This window comes from Austwickia sp., assembly GCA_016699675.1.
GTDB lineage: Bacteria > Actinomycetota > Actinomycetes > Actinomycetales > Dermatophilaceae > Austwickia.
The window spans coordinates 3,778,969-3,794,615 of sequence record CP064985.1 but is presented as its reverse complement, the minus strand read 5'-3'; the positions used below and the strand labels follow the sequence as shown (position 1 = coordinate 3,794,615).

Here is a 15,647-nt window from a genome sequence, read left to right as displayed (position 1 = left end):
GCGGGTACGGCGGGTGCCGCTGACGATGCGGCGAGCCGGGGAAGCGCGACGAGCGCGACGGTCGAGCATGAGCAGGGGCGAACAACCATGACCGGGGTCGGCCGGGTGATGGGGACGGAGACCGAGTTCGGGATTTCCGTGCCGGGTCGGCCCGACGCGAACCCGATGGTGAACTCGGGGCGGGTCGTGCAGGCGTACGCGCAGGCCCACGGACACCGGCACCTGGCCCACCAGTGGGACTACGTGGGGGAGAGCCCGCTGATCGACGCGCGCGGCTGGGCGCTGAACCGCCGGGTGGCGCACCCCAGCATGCTCACCGACGAGTGGGCGGACGACCCGACGGTCGCGAACGTGATCCTCACCAACGGGGCGCGCTTGTATGTCGATCACGCCCACCCGGAGTACAGCGCGCCCGAGGTCACGAACCCCCGCGACGCCGTGGTCTTCGACCGCGCGGGCGAGCTGGTCGCGGCGTACGCCATGGATCTGCTCGCGGGCGAGGCGCCCGAGCAGGCTCCGGCGAACGACCCGCGGCACGGCGACCCGGTGGTGCTCTACAAGAACAACACCGACGGCAAGGGCGCCAGCTACGGCTTCCACGAGAACTACCTGATGACGCGGGAGACCCCGTTCGAGCGGATCGTCACGGACCTCACGCCGTTCTTCGTGGCCCGGCCGCTGATCTGCGGGGCGGGCCGGGTGGGGATCGGCGCGGAGTCCGGGGTGGCCGGTTTTCAGATCTCCTCCCGGGCCGACTTCTTCGAGCAGCGGGTCGGGCTGGAGACGACGTTCCGCCGGCCGATCATCAACACCCGGGACGAGCCGCACGCGACCGCGGAGCGGTATCGCCGCCTGCACGTCATCGTCGGCGACGCCACGTTCGCGGACGTGGCCGGCCTGGTGCGGATGGGCGCGACCAGCCTGGTGTTGGGGATGATCGAGGCGGGCGGGCTCGCGGCGTACGGCGTCCGCGGTGCCGACCTCATGCCGCACGATCCGGTGGCCGCGATGCACGTGCTGTCGCATGATCCGACCTTGCGGGCCACGGTGCGCACCGAGAGCGGCCGGACGATCACCGGGCTGCAGCTGCAGTGGGCCTACTACCAGCTCGTTCAGGGCCACCTCGCGCGGAGCACCGGCGGCGAGGTGGACCCCGCCACGGCCGAGGTGCTGCTGCGCTGGGAGGACCTGCTGACCCGGCTGGAGGCCGACCCGATGAGCGCGGCGTCGCTGGTGGACTGGGTGGCCAAGCTCAAGCTGCTGCAGGGCTATCGGGATCGCGACGGGCTGGCCTGGGACGATCCGCGGCTGGCGGCCATCGACATCCAGTGGTCGGACCTGCGCCCCGGCAAGGGCCTCGCGCGCCGGTTGGAGGCGGCGGGGCGGATCGAGCGGCTGGTCGGCGACGACGACGTACGGCGTGCGGTCGACACCCCGCCCGCGGACACGCGGGCCTGGTTCCGGGGGGAGTGCCTGCGGCGGTACGGCGACGCGGTCGTCGCCGCCTCCTGGGACAGCCTGGTGTTCGACGTGCCGGGGCGCGGGGCGCTGCAGCGGGTGTCGACGCTGGAGCCGCTGCGCGGGACTCGCGAGCGTACGGCGGCGCTGCTGGACCGCTGCCCCGACGTGGCCGCCCTGCTCGACGAGCTGACCGCGCACTGAGCCCTGCCGGAGCGGCCGGCCAGGTCAGCGTTCGAGCACCTTTCCTGTGGCGGCGCCGGGTACCGACACCGACACTCACTTCAGCGGGCGTTTCGTCGGGAACCGGCGTCGTCGGCGGCAACCGTCCACACCCCCGACGTGATCAGCGCCCATCCACAGGCCAACTGGCCTCCCGCCCGCCACCTTGCCGGGGGCGCCACCGTGACGTCATGACGACGACGGAGATCCTCGAGGAGCTGGGCCGGGTTGGTGTGATCTCGACCAGCTCGGCCATGTCGGCGGGGCTGACCGAGCGGGATCTGCGCACCGCCATACGCACCGGGGCACTGACCCGGCTCACGCGGGGGCGTTACGCGCTCCCCGTCACACCGACCGATAGCCCGGCGGCCGACCGGGCCCTGGCGCATCTGCGTCGGGCGGAGGCGATTCGGGACCGCTATGAAGGTCGAGCCGTGCTGAGTCACACGTCGGCCCTGGCGGGTCACGGCCTGCCCCTGTACGGCGTACAGCTCGGCACGGCGCATCTGACGTCGCGCGCAGGCCGGACGTACCGGCGTCGCCGCGACCACATCCTGCACCCCTGCGACACCTCCACAGCGGACCTGGCGACGAGCTCCCGGCTCGTTGTGCCGGCGGATGCGCTGATCCAGTCGGGCCGCTCTGCCGGGCCGAAGACCCTGCTCGTGGCCGGCGACGCCGCCCTGCACCGGAGGCTGGTCACGCCCGCGGACCTGGCGGCCGCCGCAGCCCCCGCGGCAGGGGGATTGCCGCCGTACGCGCGACGTTGGCCCGACTCGACGGACGCAGCGAGTCGCCGGGGGAGTCCCTGCTGCGGTGGCAGATCCAGTCATGGGGGATGGCTGTGGACCTGCAGGTCGAGGTGGTCACGCAGCATGGGCGGTACCGCCTGGACATGGTGCTCCGCGGCACTCGGGTAGCGGTGGAGTTCGATGGACTGGGTAAATACCCGGACCACCGGGCGCTGCGAGCCGAGAAGGAGCGCGAGGAGGACCTACACGCTGACGGGTGGTACTTCGTCCGGTTCATCTGGGCGGACCTCGGGCGGCCCACCCTGATCCGCGACCGGCTTCGGCAGGGCGTGCGCCTCGCCGGGGCAACCGTCGAGCAGCTTTGAGCCGGTTGCGCCGGCTAGCGACGCCAACACTCACTGCTGCGGGTGCTTTCGTCGGAACCCGGCGTCATCGGCGACAACCGGCGTCGTCGGCGGGTGCCGGGACCTCCACAGGGGTGACCGTGGGGCAACTAGGGTGGGCTGCAGCATCCGTCAGGAGGATTTCATGGCAGGCCAGGAGCAGATTCGCCCGCAACACGACCGCCCGGCGCCCGAGCCGCCGGTCGACCCCGGCCCGCCCGCCCCGCAGGCCGCGGCCCGCAAGGCCGAGCTGGACGCCGACATCGACGCGGTCCTCGACGACATCGACGCGGTCCTGGAGGCCAACGCAGAGGAGTTCGTGCGCGGCTTTGTGCAGAAGGGCGGCCAGTGAGGCCTTTGCCCACCGGCGCTGAGGGAGGGACCGGCCGAGGCGCGCAGGCAGGCCTGCCCCCGGCGTACCTCTCCGCGACCACCAGCAGCTTCGCCGCCTTCCTCGCCGAGCACGCCCCCGAGCTGCTGCCGGTCTCGCAGGCCGACGTCACGGACCTGCCCGGCCTGGCTGGACTGACCGGAGTGACCGGACCCGCGGAACTCACCGGCGCCGTCGGCGCCTTGGGCGCGGCGCACGGCACGACGATCGTGGCCGTCGCCTTCAACGGCGGGGTGGTGATGGCGGGGGACCGCCGGGCGACCGCCGGGCACCTCATCGCGAACCGCACCATCGACAAGGTCTTCGTCGCCGACGAGACCTCCCTGGTCGGCATCGCCGGGGTCGCGGGCGTGGCCACCGAGCTCGTCGCGCTCTACCAGGTCGAGCTCGAGCACTACGAGAAGATCGAGGGCGCCCCGCTCTCGCTGGAGGGTCGCGCCAACCGGTTGCGGACGATGATCCGGGCCAACCTCGGGCTCGCGCTGCGGGGGCTGCCGGTGGTCCCGCTGTTCGCGGGGTACGCCGACGCGCGCCCGGAGTCCGGCACCCCGGGCGGGGGCCGGATCTTCAGCTACGACGTGGCCGGCGGCTGCTACGAGGAGCACGCGTACGCCGGGGTCGGCTCGGGGGCCCTTTTCGCCCGCGGCGCCCTGAAGAAGCTGTGGCGGCCCGGCCTCGAGGCCGACGCGGCGCTGCGGATCGCGGTCGAGGCCCTGTACGACGCCGCCGACGACGACACCGGCACCGGCGGCCCGGACCTGGCTCGGCGCATCTACCCGACCTGCGGGATCGCCGACGCCGACGGCGCCCGCCTCGTCGGCGACGCCCAGCTCGCGGAGCTCGTCGCGCGGCTCGTCGAGGACCGCCGCCACCTCGAGGACGGCCGCGCCACTCCGGGAGCCGCCCGATGAGCATCCCGTTCTACGTCAGCCCGGAGCAGCTCACCAAGGACCGCGCGGAGTTCGCCCGCAAGGGCATCGCGCGGGGCCGCCCGGTCCTCGTCGCGAGCTGCGCGGAGGGCGTCCTGTTCGTCGCGGAGAACCCCAGCCCGAGCCTGCACAAGATCGCCGAGATCCACGACCGGATCGGGTTCGCGGGGGTGGGCAAGTACCACGAGTTCGAGACCCTGCGCGTCGCCGGCGTCCGGTACGCCGACCTGCGCGGCTACGCCTACGACCGCGCCGACGTGGCCGCCCGGGCGTTGGCCGGCGCCTACGCCCAGACGCTCGGGGCGACGTTCGCGCAGGAGAGCAAGCCGTTCGAGGTCGAGATCCTGCTGGCGCAGGTGGGCCGCGAGCCGGGCGCCGACGAGATCTATCGGGTCGGCTACGACGGGTCGGTGTTGGACGAACCCGGGTACGCCGTCGCCGCCGGCGCCCACGACCAGGTCAGCGCGGCGCTGCGCGACGAGCTGCGCCCCGACCTGCCGCTGGCGCAGACGCTGGCCCTGGCGGCGCGGGCGCTGCGCCGCGACGACGTACCGCCTGCGCCGCTGGAGGCGGCCCTGCTCGACCGCAGCCGCCCGCGGCGGACGTTCCGGCGACTGACGACCGACCTCACCGGCGACGCGGCCGGTGACCAGGCGGGTGGGGCGACCGGGCCCGCCACAGCACGTGGCGGCGCGGCCGATCACGAGGACCGCCGCCCGCGCAGCACCAATCCGCAGACCCAGCGGGGGAGTTGAGATGGACCGACGGATCTACGGGCTGGAGACGGAGTACGGGGTCACCTGCACCAAGGATGGCAGCAAGGCCCTGACGCCCGACGAGGTGGCCCGCTACCTTTTCCGCGGCATCGTGGCGGCCAGCCGCAGCAGCAACGTCTTCCTGCCCAACGGCGGCCGGCTCTACCTCGACGTGGGCAACCACCCGGAGTACGCCACCGCCGAATGCGACACCCTGCCCGACCTGCTGGCCCAGGACCGCGCCGGGACCGCGATGATGGTTGACCTGATCGGGCAGGCCCAGCAGCGGATGGCGCAGGACGGGGTCGTCGGCGACGTCTTCCTGTTCCGCAACAACGTCGACTCGGCGGGCAACTCCTACGGCTGCCACGAGAACTACCTCGTCTCCCGCACCTCGGACCTGCACGTGCTGGCGGACGCCCTGGTCGGCTTCCTGGTCACGCGCCAGCTGGTCTGCGGCGCCGGGCGCATCGTGCTCACCAAGGAGGGCCGGCCGGAATACTGCCTGTCCCAGCGCGCCGACGTGATGTGGGAGGGCGCCTCGAGCGCCACTACCCGCAGCCGGCCGATGATCAACACCCGGGACGAACCGCACGCCGACGCGGCTCGGCACCGCCGCCTGCACGTCATCGTCGGCGACTCGAACATGGCCGAGTCCAGCACGCTGCTGAAGGTCGCCGCGGCGGACTTGGTGCTGCGGGCGCTCGAGGCCGGCGCCCCGCCGCCGCCCGTCGCCCCGGCCAACACCGCGAGCGCGATCCGCGCCGCCGCCCGGGACCTGACCGGCCGCGCGACGTACGCCACCGTCGACGGCCGCACGATCACCGCGGTGGAGGCCCAACGCGCCTACTACGCGCTCGCCGCGGACCACCTCGCCCGGCACGGGGCGACCCGCCCCTGGGACGGCGACTGCCTCGCCCTCTGGGATGAGATCCTCACGGCGCTCGAGGACGGCGAACCGGGCCGCGTCGCCCGGCACGTCGACTGGATCGCCAAGCACGCCCTGCTCCGCCGGCAGGCCGAGCGTCACGGCCTGGCCTGGGACGATCCGCGGATGCTGCAGCTCGACATGCTCTATCACGACATCGACCCGGCCCGCGGGCTGGCGCTGCGGCTCGAGGCGGCCGGGGCGCTGCACCGCTGGACCAGCCCGGATGCGGTGGCCCACGCCGTACGCCGTCCGCCCGCCACCACCCGCGCTGCCCTGCGTGGGGCGTTCGTCGCGGCCGCGCAGGAGCATCGGCGCGAGTACACCGTCGACTGGACCCACCTGCGCCTCGACGGCAACGAGGGCCGTACGGCGATCTGCAAGGACCCGTTCGCCACGACCGACGACCGGGTCGACGCCTTGCTGGAGCTGATGGCCCGGGGCCGGAGCTGACGCCGCGCCAGCACGCAGGGGATCCACCGCGGCTCGCCGGTGATCCCCGCGTTCGGGTGCACCCGCACGCACGGGTTAGGCTGAGCCAACTCGTCATTGGCCCGGTAGGGCTGTGCCCACGTCGTCCCCCGAGCGTGCCCCGTATCCCTGGCGTCCCCCGAGAAGGTCATCCCGTGTCTGCCCAGACTCCCGTTTCCCGTCGCGTTCCCACCAGCAGCCGCAGCAAGCTGCTCGCCGCGGGCGTCCTGCCCCTGACCCTGCTGATCGGCTCGCTGGCCGGCTGCGCGGACGCCCCCACCCCTGCGGCCAGCGGCACGACAAGCTCCGGGGCCAGTGCGAGCAGCGACACCGAGCTGGCCAAGGTCACGGTCACGCCCGGCAAGGACGCCAAGACCGCACCCACCATCACGCTGCCCACCAAGCCGTTCCGGGTGAAGGAGACCAAGAGCCGCATCCTCAAGGCGGGCACCGGAGCGCCCATCACCGACCCCGGCATCGTGACCGCCAACTGGGCCCGGTTCTCCGGCGTCGACGGATCGACGATGGGCTCCTCCTACGGTGGCCAGCCCGCGGCCGTGCAGATCGCCAAGGACTCCGCCACGGTGCCGGGATTCGTGGACGCCCTCAAGGATCAGAAGGTCGGCGTGCAGGCGCTGCTCGCAATCCCCGCGAACAAGATCCTCAACGAGTCCCAGCTCACCCAGGGGATGACCCTGGACGACACGGTGCTCTTCGTGCTCGACACGCTCTCGGTCCAGCCTCTCCTCGACAAGGCCACCGGCACCGCGGTGCCCCCGAAGGCGGGCCTGCCCACCGTGCAGGTGCCCGACGACCCGAAGCAGCCCGCGAAGTTCACGGTGCCCAGCCCGACGCCGGTGAAGGAGACGGTGGTCCAGCCGCTGATCACGGGGGCCGGCCCGAAGGTCGGCAAGGGGCAGACCATCCTCGTCCGCTACACCGGAGCCACCTGGCGCACCCCGGACCAGCCCTTCGACTACTCCGGCAAGAGCGCCAAGACGACGGCGGAGTTCCCGATCGGCGCCGGCCAGCTCATCAAGGCCTGGGACAACAACATCCCCGGCCAGACCGTCGGGTCGCGGCTGCTCATCATCGCCCAGCCGGCGGACGGCTACGGCGCCAACGGCAACCCCGACGCCCAGATCAAGGGCGACGACGTGCTCATCTTCGTCATGGACATCCTGGGCGCCTGGACCCCCTAAGGTCGCCCGGATCCCGAGGTCGTCGGGCAGGCGCCCGGCAGCGGCCTGTGCCAGGCTGAAACCCCGCACCGCCAATCCCGCAGAGGAGCACCGCGTGACGACGTCCGACGCCTTCGGCCGCAGCAAGCCCGAGATCGACTTCCCCGGCGAGACCCCGCCGGCCGAGCTGGTCATCGAGGACCTCATCGAGGGAGACGGCGAGCAGGCCCGCGCCGGACACACCGTCGACACGCACTACGTCGGGGTGGCCTGGTCGACCGGCGAGGAGTTCGACGCCTCCTGGAATCGCGGGCAGACGCTGGAGTTCCCGCTCGGGGCCGGCCGCGTGATCCGCGGCTGGGACGAGGGCATCGCCGGCATGAAGGTCGGCGGTCGGCGCAAGCTGGTCATCCCGCCCCACCTGGCGTACGGCGACCGCGGCGCGGGCGGGGCCATCGCGCCGGGGGAGACCCTGATCTTCGTCGTCGACCTGATGGGCGTGCGCTGAGCGGCCGCGCTCGCGTGCTGGTTCCGATCGTACGTGTGATCGGGTAACGTCGGTGCCATGAAGGCCCCGCCGATGGTCGCGGCGAAGACCGAGCGGCTGCTCAACCTCGTGATCTGCCTGCTCTACACGCGTCGGCCGCTCACCCGCGCGCAGATCCGCTCGTCCGTGGCGCAGTACGCCGAGACGCCCTCCGACGATGCCTTCGAGCGGATGTTCGAGCGCGACAAGGAGGAACTGCGCGAGCTCGGGATCCCGCTGGTCACCGAGCAGCTCGACAGCTTCTTCGAGGACGAGCCGGGCTATCGGATCGACCGCCGGGAGTACGCCGTACCCGAGCTGCGCCTCGCCCCCGACGAGCTGGCCGTGCTGTCGCTGGCCAGCCGGACGTGGGCGCAGGCGAGCCTCGGCGGACCTGCGGCGCAGGCGCTGCGCAAGCTCGCCGCCGACGGGGTGGAGCGCGACGAGTCCTCGATCATCGGCATCGAGGCCAGGGTCCGCACGGTGGAGCCCGCGTTCGACGCCGTCCGGGCGGCGGTGGTCGACACCTGCCCGATCGCCTTCACCTACCGAACGAACCGGTCCGGCGAGGTCCGCGAGCGGCACGTCCAGCCATGGGGGTTGGCCAGCTGGCACGGTCGGTGGTACCTCACCGGTTACGACATCGATCGCGCCGACACCCGGGTCTTCCGGGTGGGCCGGATCGAGGGGGAGGTCCGCCGCGACGGGCCCCCCGGGTCGTACGTCGTGCCCGCCGGCCACCAGCCCCGCGCCCTGATCCGGCTGCAGGCCCGCGACGGGGAGCCGGTGACGGTCACCTGCCGGGTGCGCGCGGGTGCGGGGCACGCGCTGCGCCGCCGTGCCGAGTCGATCGCGCCTGCCCAGGGCGCCGCCCCCGCTTCCTCGGCGGAGCCCATGCCGGCTATGCCCTCCGCGGAGGCCGGCTGGGACCGGCTCACGTTGATCACGACCGATGTCGAGGCGCTGGCGGACGAGCTGGCCGGCTACGGCCCGGACGTCGTGGCCGAGTCGCCCGAGCCACTGGTGGCGGGCGTCGTGCGGCGGCTCCGCGGCGCGTTCGAGGCGCACGGCGCCGGGAGTACGTCGTGAGCCCGCGCGCCGCCAAGCCACGCGCTCCCCGCAAGCGCCCGCCCGCGGAGAGCGCCACGGACCGCCTGGCCCGGTTGCTCACGATGGTGCCCTGGCTGCTGCACCGCCAGGGGATCGACATCGAGCAGGCCGCGGCCGAGCTGCAGGTCAGCCGCGAACAGCTGGAGGCCGATCTGGCCCTGCTGTTCCTGTGCGGGACGCCCGGGGGCATGCCGGACGACCTCATCGAGGCGGACTGGGAGGACGGCCGCGTCTACCTCGGCAACGCCGAGGCCATTGCGCGGCCGTTGCGCCTGGGCCGCGACGAGGCACTCGCGCTCATCGTCGCCCTGCGCACCTTGGCAGACATCCCGGGCCTCACCGAACGGGACGCCCTCGACCGCACCCTCGCCAAGCTCGAGGACGCCATCTCCTCGGCCGCCGCCCCGACCGTGCAGGCGGCGAGCGAACGGATTCAGGTGGACATGGCCGAGGGCACCGAGGCCGCGACCCTCGCGGCCTTGCGCGACGCCCTCGCCCGCAAGCGCCGCGTCCACCTGCGCTATCTCGTGCCCGCGCGCGACGAGTCGACGGCGCGCGACGTCGACCCGATGCGGCTGACCAGCGCCGAAGGGCGCTGGTACTTCGAGGGCTGGTGCCACCGCAGCGACGCCGTACGACTCTTCCGGCTGGACCGCATCGAGGAGGTGAGCGTCCTCGACGAGCCCGGCGTGCCGCCCGACGGGGCCCGCCCCCGCGACCTGGACGCCGGCATCTTCCAGCCCGGACCGGACGACCTGCTGGTATCCCTGCGACTCGCGCCGTCCGCGGCATGGGTCGCCGACTACTACCCACACGTCTCCCACCAGCCGGACGACCAGGCCGGCAGCGGCAGCGGCGGCGGCGGGGTCAGCGAGCGCGGCACGATTCTGCGGCTGCACACCGCGGACACCGCGTGGTTGCGGCGGCTCCTGTGGCGCCTCGGGGGCCAGGCGATGGTCCAGGAGCCGGCCTGGTTGGCGGAAGAGGTGGCGCAGGGAGCTGCGGCGGCGCTGTCAGCCTATGGTCATGCCGAGCCCGTACACTGACGCCCGGACAGGAGCCGAGGTCGCGCCCCGTGGCGCCCTCGCCGACACGGAAGGTGTGCCATGCCGCAGTGGCTCGGAGGACCCGAACTCATCGTCATCCTCCTCATCGTGGTGGTCCTGTTCGGCTGGAAGAAGCTGCCGGATGCGGCGCGCAGCCTGGGTCGATCGATGCGCATCTTCAAGGCCGAGGTCGAGGAGATGAAGCGCGACGACGCGCCGAGCGCCGCCAGCCAGGACACCGTCCGCGGCGCCACCGTCGTGCCGCCTCCTGCCGCGTCCGCACCGACCACCACGCCAGCCGCCACCACGCAGCAACCCGCCGCGGGCGGCACCGAGACGCCCGCGGAGCGCGACGCCCGCCTGCGCGCCGAGGCCGAGGCGCGGATCGATGCGGAGGACGCCGCCCGCGCGCGCATCGAGGCGGAGGTCCGCGCCGAACGCGCAGCCCGCGCCGCCCGCGAGAGCGGCGTAGGGCCCGGCGACGACATGGCGCGCGGCCCGCACGACGACATGGCGCGCGGCCCGCACGACGACGCCGCGCGCTGAGCCCGTCGCGGTGGCCCGCAACCCCCTGCCGAGGCGACGCAAGAAGCGCGACCCCGAGGGTCGGATGGCCCTCGTCGAACACCTGCGGGAGCTGCGCAACCGGTTCCTGATCGCGGTGATCGCCATCGTCATCGCCACCGTCCCGGGGTGGAACCTCTACAACCCGGTGATGAGCGCGCTCATGGAGCCGATCCGAGCCCGCGGCGGCCAGGTCAACTTCCAGGGCCTCACCGATCCGTTCGCGCTGCAACTGCAGATCGCGATCTTCATCGCCCTGTTCATCTCCAGCCCGATCTGGCTCTACCAGATCTGGGCGTTCGTCGTGCCCGGGCTCACCAAGAAAGAGAAGCGCACCGCGGCGGCGTTCATCCTCACCGCGGTGCCGCTGTTCCTCGGCGGGACCTACCTGGCCTACCTCACGCTGCCCAAGGCCGTCGAAATCCTGCTCGGCTTCACCCCCGAGCTGGGCAGCAACATCATCGCCGCGGACCTCTACCTCAACTTCACGAGCAAATTCCTGCTCGCGTTCGGGCTGGCGTTCCTCTTGCCGATCTTCCTGGTCGCGTTCAACCTGATCGGGATCCTCCCCGCGGCGGCCATGTTGCGCGTCTGGCGTTTTGCCGTCGTCGGGATCTTCATCTTCGCCGCCGTGATGACCCCGACGCCGGACCCGTTCACGATGTTCTCGCTGGCGCTGCCGATGTGCGCCCTGTACCTCCTCGCCTACGGCATCGCCGCCCTCAACGACAAGCGCCGCCACCGCAATCGTCCCGACTGGGCGGACTCGCTCGGCGACGACGAGGCCAGCCCGCTCTGAGGCGTCGGCTGCGACCGCACCGAACCACGACGGGCCCGACTTATCCACAGCCCGACCGTTCACGACCTGCCCTTTTGGTGCCATGGCACCCTTTGCGCAGGTCACGAACGGTCACGCCCATGACGTAGCCTGGGCCCATGCCCAGCCCCGCCGAGCGGTACGCCGCGGCACGTGCTCGGAGCTCCTCGGTAGTCTTCGCCGATTTCCAGGCCGGCTTCGACTTTGCGCTCGACGACTTCCAGGTGCGCGCCTGCACCGCACTGGAGGCGGGCCGGGGCGTCCTCGTCGCCGCCCCGACCGGCTCCGGCAAGACGGTGGTCGGCGAGTTCGCCGTCCACCTAGCCCTCGCGCGCGGCCAGAAGGCGTTCTACACGGCGCCGATCAAGGCCCTCTCGAACCAGAAGTACGCCGACCTGTCGCGCCGCTATGGCGCCGCGAACGTCGGCCTGCTGACCGGTGATTCGGCCATCAACGGGCACGCCCCCGTCGTCGTCATGACGACCGAGGTGCTGCGCAACATGCTCTATGTCGGCAGCCCCACCCTGGACGGCCTGGCCTACGTGGTCATGGACGAGGTGCACTACCTCGCCGATCGGTTCCGCGGACCCGTCTGGGAGGAGGTCATCATCCACCTGCCGCCGCACGTCACCGTGGTCTCGCTGTCGGCCACGGTCAGCAACGCCGAGGAGTTCGGGGCGTGGCTGGGCGAGGTCCGCGGCACGGTCGAGGTGGTGGTGGAGGAGCACCGGCCGGTGCCGCTGTGGCAGCACATGATGGTGGGCCGCGACCTCTACGACCTGTTCGTGGAGCGCCGCGGGTCCAACGCCGACCGTGGCTCGACCGCACAGGTCAACCCCGATCTCGTCGCGGCCATCGAACGCTACCGCCGTGGCACCGACCGACGCGGCCGCCTGCTCGACGACGGTGGCCCCCGGGGCCGCCGGGGCACCCCGCGCGGGGGAGCGCGGGCTCTGGACGAGGCGACGTACGGCGGCGGCACTCGCCGTACGAAGGGACGCTCCCGAGGAGGCGGCGGCGACCGCCGCGAGCAGCGGTACGACGGCCGGGGCGAGCGGCGCGACGCGACGTACGCCGTACGGGGGGGAGACGCCCGCGCCGATGCGCCGGTGCCGGGTCCGGTACGCCGAGGCCCGGTGGCCTCCCGCGCCGAGGTGATCGACCGGCTCGACCGGGAGGGCCTGCTGCCGGCCATCACGTTCATCTTCAGCCGGGCCGGCTGCGACGCCGCGGTGGCGCAGCTGCTGGCGTGGGGGACCAGCCTGATCCCGGCCGAGGAGTCGGACCGGATTCGCCGCATCGTCGAGGAGCGGGTCTCGGGGCTCGCACCGGAGGACCTCGACGTGCTCGGCTACTGGGACTTCCTCGGCGGGCTGACCCGCGGGTTCGCGGCCCACCACGCCGGGATGCTGCCCACGTTCCGGGAGATCGTCGAGGAGCTGTTCACGGCCGGCCGGGTCAAGGCGGTGTTCGCCACGGAGACCCTGGCGCTCGGGATCAACATGCCCGCGCGCAGCGTGGTGCTGGAGAAACTGGTCAAGTTCAACGGCGAGGCCCACGTCGAGGTGACGCCGGCGGAATACACGCAGCTCACCGGCCGGGCGGGGCGCCGCGGCATCGACGTCGAGGGGCACGCGGTCGTGCTCTGGAACCCCAAGCTCGACCCGATCGCGGTGGGCGGGCTGGCGTCGACGCGCACCTACCCCCTGCGCAGCAGCTTCCGCCCCAACCCCAACATGGCGGCCAACCTCGTGGCGACCGTCGGCCGGGACCGCGCCCGCAGCGTGCTGGAGACGAGCTTCGCCCAGTTCCAGGCGGACCGGGCCGTGGTCGGGCTGACCCGCTCGATCCGGCGCAACGAGGAGGCGCTGGCGGGGTACGCCGAGTCGATGACCTGTCACCTCGGCGACTTCGGTGAGTACGCCGCGATCCGGCGGGAGATCTCCGACGTCGAGAAGGACGCGGTCCGGGCCCGCACGGCGTCCCGGCGTGCCGAGGTCGCGCTCGCTCTGGAGACGCTGCGGGCCGGCGACGTCGTGCTGCTGCCGGAGGGCCGCCAGGCGGGCCGGGCGCTGGTGATCGCCGCGGCCGCCACGCGGGGCCGGGACCCGGTCGTCACGGCGCTGACGGAGGACGCCCGGGTGCGCCGCATCCAGCCGGCGGACCTCGTCGAGCCGCTCGAACCCGTCGGCCGGGTCACCATCCCCAAGGCGTTCCACGCCCGATCGGCCAAGGACCGCCGGGATCTCGCCGCGACGATGCGGGCCCGGATCTCGCCGGACGCGCGACCCCTGCCGGGGTCCGGGCCCACCGAGGACGACGACGTTCCGGCCCAGCCGAACCGGGCCGTCGCGGCCTCCGCCGTCGAACGCCGCGTCGCGGAGCTGCGCCGCCGGCTGCGCGACCACCCCTGCCACCGCTGCCCCGACCGGGAGCACCACGCCCGCTGGGCCGAGCGCTGGTGGCAGCTGCGCCGCGAGACCGACGGGCTGCGGCGCAAGGTGGAGGGCCGCACCAGCTCGGTGGCCCGCACCTTCGACCGGATCTGCGACGTTTTGGCCGACCTGGGCTATCTCGACGCCGACGGGGCCGCCATCACGCCCGCGGGGCAGCGGCTGCGGCGGATCTACAGCGAGCGCGACCTGCTCGTCGCCGAGTGCTTGCGCCAGGGGCACTGGGCGGGGCTGACGCCGCAGGAGTTGGCCGCGATCGTCTCGGCGCTGATCCACGAGCCACGCCGCGAGGACGTCGGCAGCGCCTTCCCCCAGATGCCGAGCGGTGCCGTGGCCACGGCGTACGAGGCGATGCTGCGCTCCTGGAGCGACCTCGACGACCGGATGACGGAGCGGCACCTGCCGACCACCCCGGCGCCGGACGCCGGGATCGCCTGGATGACGCACCGCTGGGCGGCCGGGGCGCGCCTGGAGACCGTACTGCGGGACAGCGACCTGGCGGCGGGCGACTTCGTGCGCCGCTGCAAGCAGCTTGTCGACCTGCTCGATCAGATCGCCGTGGTGGCCCCGCAGCCGGCGCTCGCCGCCACGGCCCGCAAGGCCGTCGACGCGGTCATGCGCGGCGTGGTCGCGGCCGACCGCCTCGACTGATCCGGCATGGCCCCGACGATCCCGGCGGCAGGTTCACCGGGTGGTCCGACGGCTGGCCCACCCAACTAGTCCAGGCGCAGCGCCGCCAGCAGCCGGTTGAAGTTGGCCGTCAGCCGGTAGTCGACCGCGAGCTGCGACAGCAGCCGCGGATCCGCGACGGCCGTCGGCAGGGCGCTCGTCAGAGCGTCGATGTCGGCGGGCAGCGGGCAGTCCCGCGCCACCCGCACCACGGCCGGTGCAACGTCGAGGTAGCCTCGCGCGGCCAGCAGCTTCTTCGCGACGGCGCCCTTGAGCCGGATGTCCACGGCGTCGATGGCGGCGATCAGCCCCGCCAGATCCCCGAACGTCGCCAGCAGCGTCGCCCCGGTCTTCTCCCCGACGCCCGGCACGCCGGGTAGCCCGTCCGAGGGATCGCCGCGCAGCACCGCCAGGTCGGCGTAGGCGTCGCCGGTCGCCACGCCGTACGCCGTGCGCAGGTAGCCCTGATCCACCACCGTGGCGTCCCGGACCCCGCCGCGCGCCGTGTACAGCACCCGGACCCGCGCCGCGTCGTCGACGAGCTGGAACAGGTCCCGGTCGCCGGTGACGATGTCGACCGGCCGGCCGGCGGCGACCGCCCGCGTCGCCAGGGTGCCGATGACGTCGTCGGCCTCGTAGCCCGCCGCGCCCACCCGCGGCAGCCCCACCGCCGCCAGCGCCGAGACGATGACCGGCACCTGCGGCGCCAGATCGTCGGGGGTCTCCTCCGCCTCGGTGCTCCCGTCGGCGAGGCGGTGGGTCTTGTACGTCGGGATCGCCGCCACCCGAAACTCCGGGCGCCAATCGTCGTCCCAGCAGGCCACCAAGCCCGACGGGCGGTGCGCCGAGATGAGCGTGGCGAGCATGTCGAGGAAGCCGCGCACGGCGTTGTTCGGCGCTTGGCCGGGGTCCTCGCGCCGGTCGGGCACGCCGTAGAAGGCGCGGAAGTACAGGCTCGCCGCATCGATGAGCATGAGCGGGCCGACCGGACC

Annotated in this window: 14 protein-coding genes; 13 read left to right on the top strand and 1 reads right to left on the bottom strand. The window is 73.1% G+C overall.

All coding sequences use genetic code 11. From position 1 onward, the window contains the following. Positions 1 to 87 precede the first annotated feature (87 nt). The 13 genes from IPK37_17340 to IPK37_17280 all read left to right on the top strand — a co-directional run bounded on the left by IPK37_17340 (position 88) and on the right by IPK37_17280 (position 14,637). Complete coding sequence (locus IPK37_17340) at positions 88 to 1,662, top strand: proteasome accessory factor PafA2 (GenBank protein QQS00561.1); 1,575 nt, start codon at positions 88 to 90, stop codon at positions 1,660 to 1,662. Between the two features lie 862 nt (positions 1,663 to 2,524). Further along, positions 2,525 to 2,797 carry a hypothetical protein gene (locus IPK37_17335; GenBank protein QQS00560.1) on the top strand — a complete coding sequence of 91 codons (273 nt, stop codon included), beginning with the start codon at positions 2,525 to 2,527 and terminating at the stop codon, positions 2,795 to 2,797. Between the two features lie 163 nt (positions 2,798 to 2,960). Beyond that, positions 2,961 to 3,167, top strand: coding sequence for a ubiquitin-like protein Pup (locus tag IPK37_17330; GenBank protein ID QQS00559.1), 207 nt, complete (start codon positions 2,961 to 2,963; stop codon positions 3,165 to 3,167). Positions 3,168 to 3,172: 5 nt separating this feature from the next. Next, positions 3,173 to 4,117: a proteasome subunit beta gene (gene prcB, locus IPK37_17325; protein QQS02976.1), complete on the top strand. Its 945-nt coding sequence runs from the start codon at positions 3,173 to 3,175 to the stop codon at positions 4,115 to 4,117. Next, complete coding sequence (gene prcA / locus IPK37_17320) at positions 4,114 to 4,890, top strand: proteasome subunit alpha (GenBank protein QQS00558.1); 777 nt, start codon at positions 4,114 to 4,116, stop codon at positions 4,888 to 4,890. Before prcB ends, prcA begins: the two co-directional genes overlap by 4 nt. 1 nt (position 4,891) lies before the next feature. Further along, positions 4,892 to 6,271: a Pup--protein ligase gene (gene pafA / locus IPK37_17315; protein QQS00557.1), complete on the top strand. Its 1,380-nt coding sequence runs from the start codon at positions 4,892 to 4,894 to the stop codon at positions 6,269 to 6,271. A 173-nt stretch (positions 6,272 to 6,444) separates the two neighbouring features. Continuing rightward, positions 6,445 to 7,491: an FKBP-type peptidyl-prolyl cis-trans isomerase gene (locus tag IPK37_17310; protein QQS00556.1), complete on the top strand. Its 1,047-nt coding sequence runs from the start codon at positions 6,445 to 6,447 to the stop codon at positions 7,489 to 7,491. 94 nt (positions 7,492 to 7,585) lie between these two features. Then, on the top strand, positions 7,586 to 7,978 hold the full coding sequence (locus IPK37_17305; protein ID QQS00555.1) for an FKBP-type peptidyl-prolyl cis-trans isomerase: 393 nt from the start codon (positions 7,586 to 7,588) through the stop codon (positions 7,976 to 7,978). Positions 7,979 to 8,050: 72 nt separating this feature from the next. Continuing rightward, positions 8,051 to 9,085 carry a WYL domain-containing protein gene (locus tag IPK37_17300; protein ID QQS02975.1) on the top strand — a complete coding sequence of 345 codons (1,035 nt, stop codon included), beginning with the start codon at positions 8,051 to 8,053 and terminating at the stop codon, positions 9,083 to 9,085. An 83-nt stretch (positions 9,086 to 9,168) separates the two neighbouring features. Further along, positions 9,169 to 10,152, top strand: a complete 984-nt coding sequence (locus IPK37_17295) for a WYL domain-containing protein (protein QQS02974.1) — start codon at positions 9,169 to 9,171, stop codon at positions 10,150 to 10,152. Positions 10,153 to 10,212: 60 nt separating this feature from the next. After that, positions 10,213 to 10,698: a Sec-independent protein translocase subunit TatA gene (gene tatA / locus IPK37_17290; protein ID QQS00554.1), complete on the top strand. Its 486-nt coding sequence runs from the start codon at positions 10,213 to 10,215 to the stop codon at positions 10,696 to 10,698. 64 nt (positions 10,699 to 10,762) lie between these two features. Beyond that, positions 10,763 to 11,515: a twin-arginine translocase subunit TatC gene (gene tatC, locus IPK37_17285; protein ID QQS02973.1), complete on the top strand. Its 753-nt coding sequence runs from the start codon at positions 10,763 to 10,765 to the stop codon at positions 11,513 to 11,515. A 137-nt stretch (positions 11,516 to 11,652) separates the two neighbouring features. After that, on the top strand, positions 11,653 to 14,637 hold the full coding sequence (locus tag IPK37_17280; protein QQS00553.1) for a DEAD/DEAH box helicase: 2,985 nt from the start codon (positions 11,653 to 11,655) through the stop codon (positions 14,635 to 14,637). 65 nt (positions 14,638 to 14,702) lie between these two features. On the opposite strand, the gene IPK37_17275 is transcribed toward IPK37_17280, so the two are convergent. Then, entirely contained in the window at positions 14,703 to 15,629 is a 927-nt protein-coding gene (locus IPK37_17275; protein QQS02972.1) for a 5'-3' exonuclease, read from the bottom strand. Positions 15,630 to 15,647 lie beyond the last annotated feature (18 nt).